The organism is Mycobacterium sp. NGS61, assembly GCF_059812325.1.
The window spans coordinates 1-19,630 of the sequence record NZ_JCALCL010000004.1; the positions used below are offsets into that span (position 1 = coordinate 1).

General features: G+C 66.1%; 15 protein-coding genes and 1 pseudogene. 5 read left to right on the plus strand and 11 right to left on the minus strand.

The window, feature by feature from the left end; all coding sequences use genetic code 11:
* Window positions 1-71: 71 nt before the first annotated feature.
* From AC5Y3Z_RS10055 to AC5Y3Z_RS10070, 4 genes and pseudogenes are all read right to left on the minus strand, one after another.
* The gene (locus AC5Y3Z_RS10055; protein WP_473138940.1) at window positions 72-1,634 is read right to left on the minus strand and encodes an AMP-binding protein; all 1,563 of its coding nucleotides are present in this window, start codon (window positions 1,632-1,634) and stop codon (window positions 72-74) included.
* 2 nt (window positions 1,635-1,636) lie between these two features.
* Window positions 1,637-2,521 (minus strand): SDR family NAD(P)-dependent oxidoreductase, encoded by an 885-nt coding sequence (locus tag AC5Y3Z_RS10060; RefSeq protein ID WP_473138827.1) that lies wholly within the window; start codon window positions 2,519-2,521, stop codon window positions 1,637-1,639.
* Window positions 2,522-2,622: 101 nt separating this feature from the next.
* Window positions 2,623-2,777 (minus strand): annotated as a pseudogene (locus AC5Y3Z_RS10065) (phenazine antibiotic biosynthesis protein); the annotation flags it as partial.
* Between the two features lie 64 nt (window positions 2,778-2,841).
* Complete coding sequence (locus tag AC5Y3Z_RS10070) at window positions 2,842-3,762, minus strand: oxygenase MpaB family protein (protein ID WP_463827861.1); 921 nt, start codon at window positions 3,760-3,762, stop codon at window positions 2,842-2,844.
* Between the two features lie 138 nt (window positions 3,763-3,900).
* Between AC5Y3Z_RS10070 and AC5Y3Z_RS10075 the strand changes: the two genes are divergently transcribed.
* The 3 genes from AC5Y3Z_RS10075 to AC5Y3Z_RS10085 are packed head-to-tail and all read left to right on the plus strand — an operon-like array spanning window position 3,901 to window position 7,001.
* Window positions 3,901-4,476: a TetR/AcrR family transcriptional regulator gene (locus AC5Y3Z_RS10075; RefSeq protein WP_463827860.1), complete on the plus strand. Its 576-nt coding sequence runs from the start codon at window positions 3,901-3,903 to the stop codon at window positions 4,474-4,476.
* A gap of 58 nt (window positions 4,477-4,534) precedes the next feature.
* Entirely contained in the window at window positions 4,535-6,790 is a 2,256-nt protein-coding gene (locus tag AC5Y3Z_RS10080) for a heavy metal translocating P-type ATPase (RefSeq protein ID WP_473138826.1), read from the plus strand.
* Window positions 6,783-7,001 carry a heavy-metal-associated domain-containing protein gene (locus AC5Y3Z_RS10085; protein ID WP_463827858.1) on the plus strand — a complete coding sequence of 73 codons (219 nt, stop codon included), beginning with the start codon at window positions 6,783-6,785 and terminating at the stop codon, window positions 6,999-7,001. The genes AC5Y3Z_RS10080 and AC5Y3Z_RS10085 overlap by 8 nt, the downstream gene beginning before the upstream one ends.
* A gap of 16 nt (window positions 7,002-7,017) precedes the next feature.
* Here AC5Y3Z_RS10085 and AC5Y3Z_RS10090 read toward each other — a convergent pair whose 3' ends face one another.
* Window positions 7,018-8,979: a cytochrome c oxidase assembly protein gene (locus tag AC5Y3Z_RS10090; protein WP_473138825.1), complete on the minus strand. Its 1,962-nt coding sequence runs from the start codon at window positions 8,977-8,979 to the stop codon at window positions 7,018-7,020.
* A 62-nt stretch (window positions 8,980-9,041) separates the two neighbouring features.
* On the opposite strand from AC5Y3Z_RS10090, the gene AC5Y3Z_RS10095 reads away from it, so the two are divergent.
* Window positions 9,042-9,659: a DUF5134 domain-containing protein gene (locus AC5Y3Z_RS10095; RefSeq protein WP_463827856.1), complete on the plus strand. Its 618-nt coding sequence runs from the start codon at window positions 9,042-9,044 to the stop codon at window positions 9,657-9,659.
* A gap of 23 nt (window positions 9,660-9,682) precedes the next feature.
* Here AC5Y3Z_RS10095 and AC5Y3Z_RS10100 read toward each other — a convergent pair whose 3' ends face one another.
* The 6 genes from AC5Y3Z_RS10100 to AC5Y3Z_RS10125 all read right to left on the minus strand — a co-directional run bounded on the left by AC5Y3Z_RS10100 (window position 9,683) and on the right by AC5Y3Z_RS10125 (window position 18,641).
* A complete protein-coding gene (locus AC5Y3Z_RS10100) occupies window positions 9,683-13,810 on the minus strand; it encodes an AMP-binding protein (protein WP_473138824.1) in 4,128 nt (1,375 codons plus the stop codon).
* On the minus strand, window positions 13,797-14,030 hold the full coding sequence (locus tag AC5Y3Z_RS10105) for an acyl carrier protein (RefSeq protein WP_463828016.1): 234 nt from the start codon (window positions 14,028-14,030) through the stop codon (window positions 13,797-13,799). Before AC5Y3Z_RS10105 ends, AC5Y3Z_RS10100 begins: the two co-directional genes overlap by 14 nt.
* A 4-nt stretch (window positions 14,031-14,034) precedes the next feature.
* Window positions 14,035-15,600, minus strand: coding sequence for a fatty acid--CoA ligase FadD10 (gene fadD10 / locus AC5Y3Z_RS10110; protein WP_473138823.1), 1,566 nt, complete (start codon window positions 15,598-15,600; stop codon window positions 14,035-14,037).
* A gap of 28 nt (window positions 15,601-15,628) precedes the next feature.
* Window positions 15,629-16,189, minus strand: coding sequence for an FcoT family thioesterase (locus AC5Y3Z_RS10115; protein WP_463827853.1), 561 nt, complete (start codon window positions 16,187-16,189; stop codon window positions 15,629-15,631).
* Complete coding sequence (gene scoE, locus AC5Y3Z_RS10120) at window positions 16,186-17,055, minus strand: (3R)-3-[(carboxymethyl)amino]fatty acid oxygenase/decarboxylase (RefSeq protein ID WP_463827852.1); 870 nt, start codon at window positions 17,053-17,055, stop codon at window positions 16,186-16,188. The genes AC5Y3Z_RS10115 and scoE overlap by 4 nt, the downstream gene beginning before the upstream one ends.
* Before the next feature lie 194 nt (window positions 17,056-17,249).
* Entirely contained in the window at window positions 17,250-18,641 is a 1,392-nt protein-coding gene (locus tag AC5Y3Z_RS10125) for a PPE domain-containing protein (RefSeq protein ID WP_473138822.1), read from the minus strand.
* A 133-nt stretch (window positions 18,642-18,774) separates the two neighbouring features.
* On the opposite strand from AC5Y3Z_RS10125, the gene AC5Y3Z_RS10130 reads away from it, so the two are divergent.
* Window positions 18,775-19,584 (plus strand): class I SAM-dependent methyltransferase, encoded by an 810-nt coding sequence (locus tag AC5Y3Z_RS10130; RefSeq protein ID WP_473138821.1) that lies wholly within the window; start codon window positions 18,775-18,777, stop codon window positions 19,582-19,584.
* Window positions 19,585-19,630: the final 46 nt, after the last annotated feature.

The window sequence follows — 19,630 nt, forward strand, 5'->3', positions numbered from 1 at the left end:
CCTACCACCACCCCGAAAAACTCCTCAACCCCGAACACGACGACGAACCCGCTTGACGACTTGACCCGTCGCTACCCGGACAACTCCCGGCGGATCACCTTGCCTGCGGGATTACGCGGGATGCTGTCGACGATATTGATGTCCCGAGGCTGCTCGAAGCGGGAAACCTTGCCCTTCAGGAACTCTCGCAGGGCGGACTCGTCTACGTCTGCGTCCGGCCGCAGTACAACGAACGCTGCCAGGCGCTTGCCGAACTGCTCGTCGGGAACACCGACCACCGCGTTCTCGGCGATGTCGGGATGGCCGGCGAGCGCGTTTTCCAGCGCACGCGGATAGACGTTCTCACCGCCGGAGACGATCATGTCGTCTTCACGGCCCACGATGTACAGCCGGCCGGCTTCGTCGAGGTAGCCCATGTCCCCGGTGCCGGCCATCCGGTCGATCACCGTCTTGGCTCCGCCGCCGATGTAGCCTTCCGAATTCAGTTCGCCACCAACGAATATCCGCCCGGTAACCCTCGGCCCGACCGGCCTGCCGCTGCGGTTGTAGATGCGGACGGGGCATCCCGCGACGGGCCTGCCCACGGTCTCCGGGAAGCGCCGCAGCTCGGCCGGTGTCGCCAGAGATCCGATTCCGACCTCGGTGGAGCCGTACAAGTTGTAGACCACATCGCCGTATTCATCCATGAAACGCCGGGCGAGTCCGGGATCGAGCCGGTCGCCGCTGGACACCACTACTCGCAAGCAGGGCAACGGGTTTCGCGCCCGAACTCGTTCCGGCAGGTCCAGGATGCGGGCCAGCATGATGGGCACCGCACTCAAAGCGTCGGCCCGGTGCAGCGATGCCTGCGCCAGAGTTGCTTCAGCGTCGAAGCGCCGATGGGTCAGGACAGTTCCGCCCAGGCTGACAGTCAGCGTCAGCATGCCGAAACCCAGACCGTGAAACATCGGTGTTGCCATGGCCATTCGGGTGCCGATGTGCAGCCCGGTGCGCTCGAGAACCGTGACGCCGACACCCAGTCCGGAGCTGACCTTCGGGGTGCGCGGCACCCCCTTGGGAACGCCGGTGGTTCCCGACGTCAGCAGAATGATCCGGCCCGACCGCGCGACCTTGGGCCGCGGACCGCCCCGCGGCTCGACCTGCTGCGGGTCGATTGCTGTGATGGACTCGGCGGTTTGGTGTATCTGGTGCAGAAACTCGTTGTCGCAGCACATCGTCAGGATCTGATGTGCGTCCAATGCGCCGGCCAGCGCGTCAGTACGGAATTCGGTGTTCACCAGCACCACGTCCCCGCCCACCAGGCCGGTGGCGAACACCGCCGCGAGGAAGTTGCGTCCGTTGCGGCACATGACCCCAACCGGCTGGCCAGTCCGGAGGCCGGCGTCGCACAACGCACGCGCCAGCGATTCGGTCATCGCCTGCAGCTCGCGGTAACTCAACGCACCGTCGTCATCGATGATCGCGGTGCGGTCAGGCCACCGCGCCGCCGAAACCGCCAGCAGCGTGAAGAGGTTGGTGCCACCCCGGGCGACCTCGCGCACCAGCCGCAGCGCCGTCAGCGGCCCGGGCGGGGCGAGCAGACCCGACGACAGCACCGCACGAGCTGCCGTGCCCAGCACGCTGTCTGTCACGATCGTCACGCTAGCCCGGGACGGGGCTGTGCAGTAAACCGGCGGTGCCACAATCGGGCCGCGGTTTCGGCCGGCCCGGCCAGCAGTACCGAGGCGAGTTCGGCGGGCCACACCCACGGTGGTTCGCTGGTGCGGGGCCGTTCGATGATGGCCTTTGCGATTGCATCGGCCGCCTCATCAGGAGTCAGCGCCGGGAGCCGGCCCAGCAGCGGAGTGGGCTCGATCATCCGGGTGCGCACCAGCGCGAAGTAGATCGTCGACACGCGGACGCCGTCACCGTGCAGTTCGGGCGCCACGCTGCGCAGCCAGCGGTCGAAGGCTCCCTTGGACGCCTGGTAGGCGCCCCAGTGTGGTCCGGGAACCACCCGTACGCCGACACTGGAGACGTTGACGACGTGCCCGCCGCCCGCCTCGCGCATCGCCGGCAGCAGTCCCAGCAGCAGCCAGATCGGCCCGAGGTAGTTGATGTCGATCGTGCGTTGAAAGTCGTGCGGCCGGTCGTACTGGTCCTGCAGCGACCTGCGCAGCGACTTGCCCGCGTTGCTCACCACGATGTCCAGTGGTCCGTGAGTCTCGTTGATCTGCTTGGTCAGCACGCTGACGGCGGTCTCGTCACTGAGATCAGTCGGGTAGGCGACCGCCCGTCCGCCCCCGGCGTTGATCGCGGCGGCGAGGTCGTCGAGTCGCTCCGCGGACCGGGCCACGATCAACACCGTCGCTCCGGCCGCGGCCAGTTTGCGGGCAGTGGCTTCGCCGATGCCGTATGAAGCACCGGTCACCAGCACGGTCAGGCCGGCCACCACGTTGCGCAACTTGTCGGGATCCGATGTGCGCGCCGGATTGGCAAGGCGGTCGACGCCCGTCTGCAGAGCCGCCTGTACCAGATTCATGGCTGCGTCTCCCGGTTGCGTTCGACCTGTGCCCTCCCATTGTGACCCATGGTCACCACGGAAATTCAAGTCCTCGATCCAGTCCCGCACGACGCCTGGCTGGTCAGCGGATCGAAATCCAGCTCTCACGAGTGCGCAACCAGAACCGGCTGCCGGTCTCCTCGCCGAAGTGCCAGGCGATGGCGGCACGCAGATATGCGTCGGGGTCCGGCACCGGTTCCCGCCTCGGTACGTCCAACAACGAAAAGTCGGCCACGCAAACCACTCTGAAACATCAGGGTGGCAGCTGTCGCGTTCCGGGGCGACCCGCCACCAGGGATTCAGCGGTTATTGATCTTGCGGGGGTCGATCCCCACCCGCTCCCACGCGTCCGCCGCCCAGGACGCATAGACCACGCGCAGCGGTAATCGGTTGAACAGCGGATTGAGCGCTCGCATCACGGCGGCGAACCGCTGAAATCGCTTTTCCTTCTTGGCGTTCCAGTCCAGCTGACAAACTTCGCGCATTTGCGGCGGGCAGGTTCCGGCGACGATCAGCCGGGTATATGCGTTCAGCGGCGCGGACAGCACCTTCCAGATCGGCCGCGGAATCCGGCGCGGTCCCGGGATCCCTTTGCGGATGTAACCGGTGCCGTACAGCACCGTCTTGTGCGGCACGAATCGCTCGAGCATGCCGTCCCAGTAGGCGACGAACTCGTCATAGGTCTGCGGTTGGCCCCGGTCACTGACACCGTAGAGGCTGAACCAGACCTTGCTTTCCTCGAAGATCTGTTCCTTCTCGGCGCGCGACAATCGCCGGATGAAAGTGTCGGTGTTGTAGAGCACCTGGTCGACGAACGTGGCGTGCGCCCAATAGAACAACTCCGGATTGAGCGCGTGATACCGGGAGCCGTCGCTGATGGTGCCCTTGATCGGCTTGTGGAAGTCCCGCACGGTGCGGCCCCACGCGTGTGGATCCTCGGAATAGACGGTTTTCATCAACGGCGGCGCGGTGCGTTTCGCCCGGCCCAGGGTGTCGCTGAAGATCACCGAATGGTCCAGCACACCCTGGCCGAGTTGCTCGATGCAATTCTCGGTACCGGCGACCCGCTGGAATCCGAAGAGTTGGGTGCGGTGGTCTCCGTAGAACTTCCAGATCAGCGAGTCCGGACCGAGCACCGCGGTGTCGTCGACGTCGTCGATCACCATGGGCGTCGCTTCGCGCACGCCGGTATCGAAGCCAAACCCGAGTTCAGCAGTCATCAGGACCCCCCAGTCCAGTTGTGAAGCACAGACACAAAACTGTACCTTTGTTTCAAAGGTACCCCAGGACAGCGGCGTAGGTCGACTGCTGTGGTGACCGCCACAGCCAACCCGGTGCGGAAGGGAGGAGGCACAGCCATGCCTGCCAAGTCCACAGAGACCGACCTCGACCGCAACATCCTGGACACCGCTCGGGCGGTGTTCGAAACCTACGGGGTTCGCCGCGCCAACATCGAAGACATCGCAGCCCGGGCCGGTGTCAGCCGGAGCACCATCTACCGGCGATTTCCCAGCAAAGACGACCTGTTCGAAGCCGTGGTGCGGCGCGAGGGCAAGTCATTCTTCACCACGCTGGACCAGGCCACTACCGGTCGCAACCCCCAGGAGGCGGTGATCGAGGCTTTCGGCCTGGGGGTGCGCCTCATCCGGGACTCACCCCTGTATTCGCGCATCGTGGAAAGTGAGCCCGAGCTGTTGGGCATGTTCTCCCGATCGCAGGCCTTCCCGATCAACCAGTTCGCCGACGGGATCGCGCTCACGCTGCGCCGATGTGGCGCTGAGATGCCTGACGCCGACCTGGCCAACATCGCCGACATTCTGTTGCGGGTCGCCGTCGGGATCATCGTGTTCCCCACCGACCGCCTCGACACCGAGGATCCCGCGGCGGTGCGCGAATATGCGGCGCGTTACCTGGTGCCGATCATCAGCCGGTAGCCGCTGTACTGACCCGTGCGCAGGTGGCCGGCATGCCCTGACCCGCTTGTACCCTGGCGTGGTGACTCCTGTTGTGCAGGGCTCCGACCTGGCGCAGCGGGTCCAGCTCGACGTCTCCGGCATGTCGTGTGCGGCGTGCGCAGCGCGGGTGGAGGCCAAGCTCAACAAGATGGCCGGCGTGCGCGCATCGGTGAACTTCGCCACCCGGGTCGCCACCATCGACGCCGTCGAGGTCCCGGTCGACGAGCTGTGCGAGGCCGTGGCGAGGGCCGGCTACCAAGCCGCACCGCACGACGAGACGACAGCCCGCCACCAGGACGGCCCCGACCCCGACGCCGCCCACGCCCGCAGCCTGCTGCGGCGACTGCTGATCGCCGCCGTGCTCTTCGTTCCGCTGGCCGACCTGTCCAGCATGTTCGCCATCGTGCCCGGCGCCAGGTTCCCCGGCTGGGGATTCGTGCTGGTGGCGCTGGCGACGCCGATCGTCACGTGGGCCGCGTGGCCGTTCCACTCGGTCGCGCTGCGCAACGCCCGCCACCGGACGGCGTCCATGGAGACCCTCATCTCGGTCGGCATCGCCGCCGCCACGGTCTGGTCGTTCGCGACGGTCTTCCGTCCCACCCCGCCCCGGGACACGCACGGTATATGGCAGGCGATCCTGCACAGCGACGCGATCTACCTGGAGGTCGCCGCGGGCGTCACGGTGTTCGTGCTGGCGGGCCGATACTTCGAAGCCCGCGCCAAATCGAAGGCCGGCGGCGCGCTGCGTGCCCTGGCAGCCTTGGGCGCCAAGAACGTGACGGTCCTGCTGCCCGACGGCGCCGAGTTGGTGATTCCCGCCGGCGAACTCAAGAAGCGCCAGCGTTTCGTCGTCCGACCCGGTGAGACCATCGCCGCCGACGGCGTCGTCGTCGAAGGCACCGCAGCCGTCGACACCAGCGCCATGACCGGCGAAGCCGAACCCGTCCGCGCCTCTCCGCGGTCCGACGTGGTGGGCGGCACCGTCGTGCTCGACGGGCGCCTGATCGTCGAGGCGACCGCCGTCGGTGCCGACACCCAGTTCGCCGCGATGGTCCGCCTCGTCGAAGAGGCGCAGGCGCAGAAGGCTCGGGCGCAACGCCTTGCCGACCGCATTTCGGCCGTGTTCGTTCCGGTGGTGTTCGCCATCGCGCTGGTCGCCGGGGCCGGGTGGCTGGTGGCCGGCGCCGGTGCCGATCGCGCCTTTTCGGTGACGCTCGGCGTGCTGGTGATCGCGTGTCCCTGCGCGCTGGGACTCGCGACGCCGACGGCGATGATGGTGGCCTCGGGGCGCGGCGCGCAACTCGGGATCTTCATCAAGGGTTACCGGGCGCTGGAGACCGTCCGCAGCGTCGACACGGTGGTGTTCGACAAGACGGGCACCTTGACGGTCGGGCAACTCACGGTCAGTTCGGTGACGACCGCCGACGGGCACGACCGCGATGAAGTCCTGTCGCTGGCCGCGGCCGTGGAAGCGGCGTCCGAGCATGCGGTCGCCGCCGCGATCGTGGCCGCCTCTCCAGACCCGTTGCCCGTCAACGATTTCGTCGTGGTAGCGGGTTGTGGGGTATCGGGGGTCGTGGACGGCCGCCATGTCGAGGTGGGCAAGCCGACGTGGGTCACCCGCACAGCGCCGGGAGCCGCCCTGCTGGAGTCCGCCCGCGCCGACGGTGAAACACGCGGCGAGACAGTGGTGTTCGTCGCGGTGGACGGCACGGCGCGCGCGGCGATCGCGATCGCCGACACCGTCAAGGACTCAGCGGCCGACGCGATCGCCGCACTGCACCAGCGCGGGCTGCAGACGGTGCTGCTCACCGGCGACAACAAGGCGGCGGCCGACTCGATCGCCGCTCAGGTGGGCATCGACACAGTCGTCGCCGACGTGCTGCCGCAGGGCAAAGTCGATGTGATCCAAGGACTGCGCGAGCAGGGCAGGACCGTCGCGATGGTCGGCGACGGGATCAACGACGGCCCCGCCTTGGCTTGCGCCGATTTGGGATTGGCGATCGGGCGGGGCACCGACGTCGCTATCGGCGCTGCCGACATCATCCTGGTTCGCGACGATCTCGACATCGTGCCGCAGTCGCTGGATCTGGCGCGCGCCACCATGCGCACGATCCGGATGAACATGGTCTGGGCGTTCGGCTACAACGTCGCCGCGATCCCGGTGGCCGCCGCCGGACTGCTCAATCCGCTGATCGCCGGTGCCGCAATGGCGTTCTCGTCCTTCTTCGTGGTGTCGAATAGCCTGCGGCTGCGTAACTTTGGACACAGATATGAGGTAAACCATGGCTGAACAAGTATTTTCGGTAGCCGGACTGCACTGCCAGGGCTGCGTCGCCACCATCACCACCGCACTCACGTCGCTGCGGCCCGTCAATGCGGTCAGCGTGGAGTTGAATGCCGAAGGCACCTCCGCAGTGCGTGTTTCGACCAATGTCGAACTCACCCGAGAGCAGGTCCAAGCGGCGTTGGCGGGCGAGGGCAACTTCACCGTCGTCGAGTGAGCCCCGCCTTGTGACATCAGCGGCGCATCCGCGCCAATTCGCGCAGCATGGCGTTGTAGGCCTCCAGGTCGTCGTCGGCGTAGTCGCTGTCGGCGTGCCGGTCACTGCGTGAGGCTACTTTGCGGTCCTGGCGGGCCCACTGCGTCACCAACGCCACGATGACGATGATCACCGGCAATTCCGTGAGGCTCCAGGCAATTCCACCGCCAAGATGCTGGTCGGCCACGATGTCGTGCAGCCACGGCAGGTTGACCGAGCGGTAGAACGTGCTGCCGACCGGCGTGGCCATCGTCATCAGTGCGATTCCGAAGAACGCGTGAAACGGCATGACAGCGAACAGCAACCCGATACGCCCGGGGTAGGGCAGGCGCCGCGGGCCGGGATCGATGCCGATGATCGCCCAGTAGAAAAGGTAACCGACCAGCAGAAAATGGATCGCCATGAACTCGTGGCCCCAGTGGTAGCGGACCAGCGTGTCGAACAGCGGGGTGAAGTACACCACGAAAGGCGAACCGACGAACAGGACGAACGCCACCACCGGATGCGAGACGAACTTCGTCACTTTGGAGTGCAACAGCCAGGTCAGCCATTCCCGTGGGCCCGGCGCCTCGCCCTCTGCGGCGGCCGGCAGCACCCGCAGCGCCAGCGTCACCGGTCCGCCCAGCACCAGCAACACCGGGATGAACATGTTGAGGATCATGTGTTCGGCCATGTGCATGCTGAACATCGCCGATCCGTAGGCCCGCAGTCCCGAGCTACTGGCGAAAACCAGTGCGGCGCAACCGCTGAGCCAGGCGATCAACCGGCCGACCGGCCACGTGTTGCCGTTGCGCCGCAGCCGCAGGAAGCCGACCGCATACGCGATCGCCAAGACCAGACCGGCCGTTCCGATCAGTCCGTCGAAACGCCAGAAGCTCAGCACCCCGAGGACGGTCGGCGGTCGCGACAGTTCGTAACCCAGGAACACGTCCCAGCCGGTGAAGTGGTGCGTGAGCAGGCGCGGCCCGGTCTGCACCGCCATGGCGGCGATCGCCGCCGTGGCCGCCGTCATGGCCAGCGCGACAAGCGTGCCAACGCCCGCGGAGTTCTGCGGCCGGACGTATCCGCAGCAGTCAGCCAGCAGCACCAACGCGGTCAGGCCGCCCACCACGAGTCCGAGGCGGGCAAAGGTCGAGCCCAGCGTCCAGCCCGGGATCAGCAGGTACAGCAGCACCGCCCCGTAGGTGATGACGAGCCCACCGCAGATCACCCGCAGGCCGCGCACGAAGGGGGTCGGCATTGCCCCGGTCAACGCTGCAACCACCGTCAGCCCGGTCAGTACCGAGACCGCGGCGGCGACGACGAGCACGGTGCTGGTCGAATAGTCGTGATCGGGGCCCTGCCCCGCGTTACCGGTCACCGCGGTAGCGACGACCGCGATCAGCGCGGGAACCAACAGCACCACATGGCTGAGCCAACGGGTGCTGATCCGCAGCGTCACCGCGATCGGCAGGGCGCAGACCAGCACGACGATCCAGGCCCGCGCTGTCTCGGACAACTCGACGGCGTCCATCAGCGCCCCGCTGCCCAGCAGCGCAACCGCATCCACCCCGGTGTCGTGGGCGGCCTGGATGACCACCATCAGCGCGGCCGTGATCGGCCAGAAAAGCGAAACACGCTCTGCCACAAGATGGATGCGGAAGGCAGCGGGATCGAGTAGGCCGTCCGCCTCCGGCCGCGAGATCACTACGACCAGGATCAGTGCGCCCAGGCACAGCGCACCCAGCATCGACGCGACGAAGTAGCCGACCGGTTCGGCGACGCTGACAAAACCGCCGGGGAACGGGTTGCGGCCTTCGGCGTAGCGGCCTGGCCCGGAGATCCATCCGTAGCCGGCGAGGGCGATTGCGACAACCGCGAACCCGACGGCCAATGCCACCCTTTGCACGACCGGCGACCGGGCAGGCGGCGTCGTCGCTGCGCTCGGCTCGGTCTGCACCCTTGCAGCTTACGGGCGCACATACAGCCGGTTCGTCGGTGCAACCGCATAGTCTTCGGTGAATGATCGAGGACCTGCCGCTGCGTTGGGCTGTCACCGCCCTTTTCCTGCTCAGCGGTATCGGCTTCGCGCTCGTCCTGGACCGTCGGTCCTGGACGTCGGCGATCAGTCACGTACTACACCTCACGATGGTGATCGCGATGGCAGTGATGGCGTGGCCGCAGGGTCGCCGGTTGCCCGCCACACCGGCTGAGGTCTTTTTCCTGGCTGCGGCGGTGTGGTTCGTGATGACGGCGGTCCTCGCCGCCCGCGTGATCGCGTCCCGGCTCGCGCGGGGTTATCACGCGGTGAAGATGCTGGCGATGGCGTGGATGTACGCCGTGATGGGCGGGCACCTGACGCCCGGGAGTGCCCACGCGGCGCCGGACATGTCGATGCCGGGCATGGAGATGGCCGAGGCCCAGGAATCCACGAGCGAGGCGGCCCACAACTGGATCGGCACCGGCAACTGGGCGTGGGTCGTGGTCTTCTCGGTCGCGGCTCTGGTGTGGGGATACCGGTTCCTCAAGCTGCCACGGCGGCGCGGCAGGCGGTGCTGGCGCAAGCGGTTGGGCAGTGCGGTCCAGGTGATGACGGCTGTCGGCATGGCGATCATGTTCGCCGTGCTTGCCACGGACTGATCCGTTCCGGCTGCGACGAGATCTCACCCCGCCCACGCGTGCGCCAACAGATCCGGGATCGACTGCACCGGCGCGGTGAGTTCGGCAACGGATTCGAGGCCGAGTGCAATGGTCGGGTAGTCCGCCAGATGCTCGGCGTAAGACCGCCCGCCCAATGTCATGCCGAGGGTCAGCCAGCCGTCGACCACCGACCATCTGCGCGGATTCGTCTTCGCCCAATCGCTGCCGTCGAGCCGATACTTCCACGCTGCAACGTCGAGTTCGTCAAGCGCAAATCCGTTGAGCAGCTTGGCATAATCCGTCGCTTCGCCGCGCAACACGGTGATGCCGCGCCCTAACCCGGTGGGCGCTGCCGAGACGCGTCGCAGGATCGCGGACGCCGCGGCGCGTCCGGTGGTGATCTCTTCGGTGAGCGTGAGCGAAGGGTAGGCCTGCACCGCGTGACACGCGTCGGCGACCGAGACCAGGACATCGGCGGAGTCGCGCACCTGATAGTCCTCGCCGAGCACCCGGGGCAACCGAACAACGGTGAAGTCGAGCGTCTCCGGCGCGGCGGCGACGATCAGTTCCGCCAGGGACTTGGCCGCCGCGTACGGATACGGCGCTGTGCGGGGATCGGTGACCCGCGGCGCCGTGACATCCGCGTCAACGACGAAGGTAGACAAGTGCACCAGTTTGGTGTTGCGCTCGGCGCACACCCCGACCAGTGCGGAGACCAAATCGACGTTGGCCGTGCGTAGTTCGCGATAGGGCACCAGCACATTGGTATTGCCGATGCAATTGATGACGGTCCCGGCATCGCTGTCGCGCAACAGCGCGTCCAGTTCCGCCGCACCGAAGTTCGGCGGGAGTTGTTGTATCCGTACCCCGTCCAGGGTCCGCAGCGCACCCCAGGGACCGGCTGCGGGGAGGTCCGACCTGGCGGCCAAAACTATGTCGGGACAGTGCACTCCGGACTTCTTGAGGTCCAGGATTGCGCCGGCGAATCCGGTTCCGAGGATGCCCGATGCGCCCAGTACGACGAGGGCCGCACCGGAGCCGGTCCCCGCGCGCACCGGGTTCACCGGTCGCGTCAGCACGGCGAGATCGTGCTCGATCTCGGCGGCCGTGTCGGCGTCCATCCAGGACCCGACCGGGGCTGTGTCGGCAACCAGGTTGGCGGCGGTATCGGCACTGATCAGATCGAATATGGAGACCTGTCGGCCCAGGAACTGCCGGCTGTCCGGCAGGATCCGGATCAGGTCCAACGATCCGATGCCCTCGTCGAGCAACGACGAGTCCGCCTGAATGACAGTCCCGAGCCGCCGGCTCCAGACCTGCGCCAGGGCGGTGGCTCTGTCGTCGGCCTCGGCATCGTCGCGCGCCGCACCCGCGAATTGTGGCAGTGCGCGCAGGTGGTCGCTGTCCACCTTGCCGTTCGGCTTGCGTGGGATCGTCGGCACGCCGACAACGAAGAACGAGGAGACCCCCGCGTTCAGCAGGATCAGCCGGATGCGCGCCGCCGCGGCGGCGTCTTCCGCCGCCTCGCGGGTTCGCAAGGTTTCGAACCACACCCCGAGACTGCCGTCGTGCAGCTCGACGGCGACATCGGAGACCGCGGGGTCTTCGGCGATGCGCCTGGTCACGTCCGCGATGTCGACCCGCTTGCCCGCGATTTTGACGACGGCGTCCTTGCGGCCGGCGAACAGCGGAAAGCCGTCACCGTCCAGGGTCACCCGGTCGGCGGTGGCGAACGCCCGAAGTTGCGTGCCGTCGTCGGTGGTCACGGTGCCGAAGCTGCGATCCGCTGTCCCGAGATAACCGGCGGAGACCAGGTCGCCGACGACGACGATTTCACCGAACCCGACGACGACGGTGTTCGGCACCATCGGCCGGCCCACCCTGAGCCGGGCACCGCCCGGCACGTCGGCAGCATCCGGCAGATAGGTCACCACCACGGTGGTCTCGGTCGGCCCATAGGTCGATACCAGCGAAATCCGTTGTGCTGTACCCGAATCGATCCACTTGTCGACGGCGACGGGTCGGACGGCTTCACCGCCGATGACAATTTGGCGCAGGCCTGAATCACGCATCGCGTCAAGTGCGTCGCGATCCTCACACAACAGATGCCAGACGGCAGTCGGCAGGTCGACGACGGTCGCCGCCCGGTCCACGAAATCTCTTGTGAGCGCTGGGAAATCGCCGGTCTTCATCGCTGTGGTGCGGACCAGCCGCGCTCCGCAGCGGACCGCACCGAAGATCTCCTCGACGCTGATGTCCGACGTCAACGGTGCGCATTGCAGCACCGTGTCCGACCGCCCCCACCCGTAAGCACGCGTGACGGCATCACAGAACAACGCCAGCGAGCCGTGGTCGACCCGGACGAGCTTGGGTTGGCCGGTGGATCCCGATGTCGGCATGATGTATGCCGGTTTCGTGGCGAGTGAATTGTCCTGGACCACGTGTGCAATGCGTTCATCAGCCCGCGCGCGCACTGACTCACTTACGACTTCGGGAAAACTGATATCGGACACGTCCAGGGCATGGGCGGCCAGACCAGCACCGTGCTCGGCGATCGCGCCGGCGCGCAGCCCGACCTGGTCCGCGGAGTCGCAGACGCTGTAGGCGTAACCGGCGAGGTGGCAGGCGATCAACAGATCGATCGTCTGGTCGGTGTCGTCGTCGGTGAACACCATGACGTCGCCGGGTCTACCGATGTGCTGCGTCAACCACGCCACCCAGCGGTACACCGTTGGGCGTCTGTCGAGCAGGTCTCGAACATCGACACCTGCGAACCACGCCGGTGTCGACGGTCGCGGCATCTGGGCCGAATCACTGTGGCGCAGTGCGCCGTCCGGGCCGGCCACCAGCCATTCGCCGACCGTCGTGGCCAGGGGCTGTTCCCACCGGGTCGGCATCGCCGCCAGTGCCGCACCGATCCGTTCTGCGATGCCCGTCTTCGACTCCGGCAGATCGGCCCTGTCCCAGATCGCCAAGTGCAGGGTGCGCTGTTGCTCGTCCAGCACGCTCGCCACCGTCATGCCCTCGACTGGGCCGATGTCCGTCGCTACGGGAGCCTCCAGCAGGAACGGCCGCAACTCGGGCGCGCACGTCTCGCGGATGAAGTTCAGCGTCAGCGCCTCGATGTGGGACGTGCGGTTGATCGCCAGATACATTCGGCGGTAATGCTCTTCCCGAAGCCAGCGGCGCCGCACAGCTTTGACATAGCCTCGGTCCAGGGTTCGGACCACGTCGTGCACCGACGCGAAGGGGGAGAAGCGGGCGGAATGTGCGACCGAATTGACCAGACACGTCGCGACATTCAGCGTCGGGTCGCCGAATCGGTTGTCGACGGCGTGGACCAGCAGACACTCGGTACTTTGCCGAATGCTGGCATCCACTGCCACCGCCGCCGCGGACACCAGCACGTTCAGCGGTATCTGCTGGTCCTCGGACAGGGCGAGGATTGCGTCAAACGCGCTGCCGGACAACGTCACCGATTCGCGTAGGACACCTTTGGCGGCCGTCGCGGGCGCCGTCCCCGCACCCTGTCCGTGCGCACCCAGCCGCGCTTCGTCGGCGAGCTCGCGCTGCACCCCGGCGGCAGTCCGCTGCAACGACTCTTCGACTTTGGCTCGCTCCCGCCGGTGAGCCTCGACCAGTTTCGCCAAGCCCGCAGAAACACCGGGCTTTTCGATGATGTCCACGGCGGTGAGATGGCGCGCCAGGGCAGCTTCGATCAGCCCGGTTCCGCCACCATCGACCACGATGTGATGGCTGCACACCGACATTCCGGTGATCGAACCGTCCTCATCGGTCCACACGGTGTAACGGATCAGCGGCACACCGAGGATGCCGGAGGACCAACTGCCCACCAGCTCGTCGTCCGGCGGGCCCGGGGCACCCGGGCGCACCCGGACGATGTCGTCGAATGCCAAGCGCAGTACGAGTTGCGGATAATCTTGGTCGGTCGCAGCCGGTTCGAGCACGCAGAGCTGCACCGGGTTCTCCAGCACCGAGGCCTCCAGTGCGCTGAGAAACCGGGACAGATCCAGCGGGCGGAACCGGTACTTCTTACCGATCAGGTACAGCTCCGGGTCGTTGTCCTGCAGCACCCCGTGGTAGAGGTTCTGTTGCGACCGGCTCAGTGGAACCGGTTCAGACGGACTCACTCGCGCACTCCAGTTCGCGCACCCAGGCCGCGATCGACAGATTGTCCGCCAGCCGGGACGGCATGTCGGATTCCCGGTCCACCCCAAGCTGTTTCATCAACAGGACGAACCGGACGGAGTCCAATCCCAGGTCCCGGAGATCGGTGGCGTCGCCGTCGGTCAGGTCTTCCTCGTCGATGTACAGCACGTCGCAGACAGCCGCCAGGACCGTGTCCCGCAGATTCTCAGCCACCGGTACCCACTCCCCCCACCGTTCCCGCCAGCGAGGCCCGCATGACCTTGCCGGACTGGGTGCGCGGAATCTCCGCGACGATCACGATCGACGACGGTCGCGCCGCCGACTCGGACTCGCCCCGGAAATGCGCCGCGACCGCCTGCTTGAGCTTGCGGGCCTCGGCGTCGTCAAGACGCTTCGACGGGACGACGGCCAAACCGACCAGTGCCCCGAATTCGGGGTCCGGGATTTCATAGCACGCGGCCTCGCGCACACCCGGCACGCGTTCGGCGATTCGATCCACCTCGTCCGGCGCGATGTTCACGCCGCCGGAGATGAACATCTCCGACGATCTGCCTTTGATATAGAAGAAGCCGTCGTCGTGCCGCTCCAGCAGGTCGCCGGTGTTGACCCAGCCGTCGACCAGTACCTCCTGGGTACGGACGGGATTGTTCCAGTACCCCAACATGTTTGCCGGTGACTTGATCCACAGCGTCCCGAACGAGGCAGACGGTGCCGCGTCCGGGTCCGTGGGGGCGCCGCCGTCCGGGCCGGCGAGGTAGAACTCGACACCGGGGTAGGGACGTCCCACCGCGCCCGCCTCGATCTTGGCAATCGAATTCTCATCGGTCGGCAAACACAAAGCGGTGCAGCCTGTTTCACTCAATCCGTAGACCTGGGCGGTGCGCACTCCGGTCGCTTCGATGAAGCGCACATCAGCCGCGATCGCCCGCGACCCGCCATATCCGACCAGCCGCAGCGACGGAACCTTCCCGTCACTGGATTTCAGTTCAGCAACCAGTTTCGAGAGGAGGGTCGGCACCAGGCAGGTCGTCGCGACCTCGTTGGTGTTCAGAATCTCCATCAGAGAGGTCGTGTTCTCACCGCCGGTGATGCAGGTTCCACCGCGCATCAGGCAGGTGAAGATCCACCACAGTCCACCGATGTGTGTCGCCGGCAGCGGTGAATAGGTGGTTTCGCCGTCCACCCAGGTGACCCAGTTCAACCCCGTTTCCCGCAGGATGTCCGGGATGGCGAAAAAGGTGCGGTTGGCCAGCAGGACGGCTTTCGGCTCGCCCGTCGTGCCGCTGGTGAAGATCATCGCCAACGGAGTCTGCGCGCCCTGCCGGTCAGGCTTGGCATCGTCGACGTTGTCGATGCTCTGACCCGTAGCCGCGAAATCGACGGCGATCGCCGGTATCGAAGCCGGCAGGGCGGCCGATCCGATCCTGCTGGCGGGCGCGACGAGAATCGCCTCCGGGCTGGTGATCTCGGCGAACCGCGCGATGGTTGCCGGCGGCAGGTTGCCGTCGGCCATGACCGCGATCGCCCCGAGCCGGGCGCAGGCCAGCACCGACAGATAGGTCTCGGGACCGTTGTCGGAGATGACGAGCACCCGGGAGCCCTGCGTCACCGCATGCGCTCGCAACCCTGCGGCGAGCCGCTCTACTTCCCTGACGAGTTCCCCATACCGCAGCGCGCTGCCGCCGTCGCAGCGGCGCAGGGCAACTGCCTCGGGCCGCTGCTGCGCTTGGGCAACCACGCGCTCCAGCACGGTGGGTGGTAAGTGCGACATGACTGTGCAGCTTTTCCTTCCAGCGGGTTCAGGGGATGTTGAGCGCGGCCAGTTCGACCTCCGCGGTCGCGGCTCCGCCGAACTCGTCCCAGAACTCGATGGTGCAGGGAACCGAAAGATAGCGCATCGATCGTTCCATGACCTGGAAGTTCTGGCACAGCAATCGCGCGGAGAACTTCTGCGCGTGGATCATCCGCTTGAACCGCGACGAGGTGTTCTTGATCAGCATGCTGGGCAGCTGCAGGCTCAAGAAATCCGCGATCGACCAACCCCGCAGTGGCGGAATTTGCTCATGCAACACTGCCGGCGCGAAAGCGCTGTATGCGAGCTGATTGAAGCAGATGATGAGTTCGACCGCGTTGAAATGCCCCGTGCTGCGAATGTACGCCGGGTCGCTGATGCTGAAATTTCCGTACGCCAGAACCGAATCTTCGGTCGCCTTGTAGCTGGCGTCGATCAAATAGCGGCACCCTTTGTAGGCATACGGCTCGAGCACTTGCTCAAGCAATTTCTCGTCAATCGGTTCCGTATCGCTGATGTCGGTGAATTCAGTCGTCCGGGTGTACGGGGACAAAGTGATGGTGGTCATGCTGGATATCCTGGTGTGATAAGGCCGTCCAACATGGTCAGACGGTGAGTGGTCAGATGTCCCGCGGCGGTACCGTGTTTCGCCCGGTGCATGAGCACGCGGTTGTCCCACAAAATGATGTCGCCGACTTCGTAATGCTGGGTGTGGATGAATGGCGATTCGTATTCGGCGTCGAGCTGCCCCGTCGCCTCCATGAGTTCCTGCAGCACCGCCGGGTCGAGGACATTCCCCTCTGTGTCCTCGATCTTGGTGGTGCCGGTCGCGCAGATGTACAGAATCTCCTGGCCGGTGTGCGGGTGCCTGATCACCGTCGGCCACTTGATCGGCGGCGTGGTGCGGTTGATCTCGTCCCAGACTTCGCCGATCGGCTTGTAGACGTCGCTGGGACGAATCTTGATGTGGCGCCTGGGATCGTGCGTGCTGAGTGTGCCGCGGACCGCGTCCTGCTTGGTGGCCGGCAGCGACTCCCAAACTCGGTTGAGATCGATGAAATAGGTTCCGCGATCGTGCCCGGGCACCGTCAGCGGCAGCACCATCGAAAAGGCGAACGGCTCCGGCATGAACATGTAGTCGATGTGCCAGAACGCGCCGGTTTTCGGGACCCCTTGGCCTTGCTCCGTGGACGACACAAAGATCTCGTGGTGGTCCTTGTGGTGGTAGACCGGCTCGTAATAGGGAACGATTTCTCCGATCAGCCGGCCGAGGTTGATGAATTCTTCCGGTGTCGGGTGCACATCTTTCAGAACGACGAGCTTGTTCGTGTAGACGATATTGCGGAGTTCTTCGGTGGTGATATGGTCCAGATTCGAGGGATCCAGTCCGGTGACTTGCGCACCGAGCCCCTCACCTTTGACGTTGAGCGTCATTGACGATTTTCCTTTGTCGATTTCGGTTTGGCTGTGTCGTGTCGGGGCCGGCAGCGCGCCTGAACACGTATTGCGCTAATTTGGACCAGCGTGCACCAACCTCCTTGGCTTCGATGTGATTTCTCGAGAATGCCAGTGCGCGCTCCGCGTATTCTCAAAGCATTCTTGGCGGATTCTTGGAGTTGGGGTCGGCATTATCGGCGTCCCGCCGCGCTGTAGGTGTCGTCCGGCCACGTGGTGGGCAGCAACGGGACGCCGGTGTTGTCGAGTGCTTGTCGCACCAGTCCGGCCGGGCTGGTGGCGGCCGTCGGCAACGTGCCGGTGAAGCCGAGCGGACCCGCCCCCTGCCCACTGGTGCTTGATTCCGGTTCAGCGTCGTCGGCGACTTCCAGGTCGGCAGTGAGGAATTCGTCCCGGTATCCGCGTACTCCGGTCTTGCTGCGTCGGTGCCGACTGATTCGCCCGGTGGCGGGGGCCGGTCGAGTTGGCGCTGCGGCCCCGACGCTGTCGGCCATGTCGTCGGGGGATTTGGCACCGGCTTTGGGCCCTGAACTCACCCCGGGCGGCGCCGACGCCGCGACGGCGTAACCGATGCCGGCGGCCGGCGGTGCACTGCCGGCCGGAGCGGACGTGGGTGCACTGGATACCGGACTGCTGGCCGGTGCGCTAGCGCCGGCGACGGCCGCGCCGACCGGTGCAACAGCAGCCGGCAGGTCTGCGGCGACGTGCTGGCCGACGCTGGGCACCGCGGGAACAGCAGACAACCCGGCCGCCGGCCACCCGTTGAGCCACTGCGCCAACACATTCAGGGCCCCCAGCGCACTGAGCGCCGGGGTGAAGAAGGGCAGCAGCAATAGCGCATAGGACGCGTAGTACGGGTACCAGAGGATGTCGTACAACAGCAGGGCGATGACAGCCAGCACGACGGTAGCCCCCGGACTGAACCCGAACTGCTGGAAGAAGTTCAAGAAATAGGTGTACGGGTCGGCCATCAAATCTGCCAGCTCGCTGAAGAACTGGGAGATCGAGCCCAACCCGTCCCACGGCGCGCCGAGCGCTTCCGCGCCGCTGGTGCGAATGGGCGGTGCCGGTGCGGTGGTGGGGGTCGCGGCCATCGCGGTTTCGGTGATGGTCTGGTAGACCGCCATGGTGTCGGCAGCCTGAATCCACATCCGGACGTAATCGGCTTCGTTGACGGCGATGGGAATGGTGTTGATACCGAAGAAGTTGGTGGCCAGCAGCACGCCGTGCACCGTGTGGTTGGCGGCCAGTTCCACCAGGGTGGGCATGGTGGCCAGGGCGCTGCTGTAGGCCGCGGCCGCTGCGTCGTGTTGCGTGGCGAACGCCGCACTGTCGGCCGCGGCTTGCTCCAACCAGGCGAGGTAGGGGCCGTGTGCGGCCACATATGTGGCCGCACTACTGCCCTGCCAGCTGCCCTGGACCTCGGCGAGCAGCTGGCTCAACTCGGCTGCGGTATTGCTGTACTGGATGCTGAGCCCCTGCCACTGGGCTGCGGCGGCCAGCAGCGACCCCGGGCCCGGCCCGGCGCTCAACAGGGCCGCATGCACCTCCGGAGGCATCGCCATCCATATCGGGCCGGTCAGGCGTCCACCTCCTTCTCGCGCGTGTCGGAGGTGTAGTCGTTGCGGGCCGGCGGAAAGTTCCCGCGGCGCTCAATTGGAGCAGGACCCTCGTGCGCAGGCCAGTACAGTCAGATCCATGCCAGTCGTCGACGGCCGTCACCTCGACGGGATCTCCGAGACCGCACTCATCACGCTGCATCAGCGAGCGAGCGAGGCCGCCCGGTCCGACGGCATCATCGACGACCCGATGGCGATCGAGCTGCGGGACAGCATCGACTACGACTACGAGAACTTCGGCCGTACCCATCAAGCCACTGCGTTGCGCGCCTTGGCATTCGACGATGTTTCACGCCAATTCCTGGCCGCGCATCCGCGCGCCACCGTCGTCGCACTGGCAGAGGGACTGCAAACGAGCTTCTGGCGTCTCGACAACGGCGAACTCAACTGGATCTCGGTGGACCTGAAGCCGATCGTGCAGTTGCGCCGGCAACTGCTGCCCGCCTGCGACCGGCTGCGGTACTGTGCTCAGTCCGCGCTCGACCACTCCTGGATGGATCAGGTCGACGACACCGACGGTGTGCTGATCACCGCCGAGGGATTGTTCCAGTATCTCGACCGCGACGCGGTGTTTGCCCTGATTGCGGCGTGCGCCCACCGTTTTCCCGGTGGCCGGCTGGTTTTCGACAGCATCCCGTGGTTGCTGAGCGTGTACTCGCGGCGGCGGGGGTTCAAGCTCAGCAAGTACTACACGGCGCCGCCGATGCCGTTCTGGTTCACTGCCGACAACTACGACGACTTGCGCGCGGTGGCCGGTGTCCGCTCGGTGCGTGAGTTGCCGGCGCCCCCGGGGCGGGGCAGGCTGCTGCGGAGCGTCGTCCCGCTGGCTTACCGGCTGTCTGCGCTGCGCCGCTTGCGGGCTCCGACCACGCTCGTCGAATTCGGTTGACCGGTTTGACTACCGGCGGAAAAGTACGGGTGCACCGGGAATTATT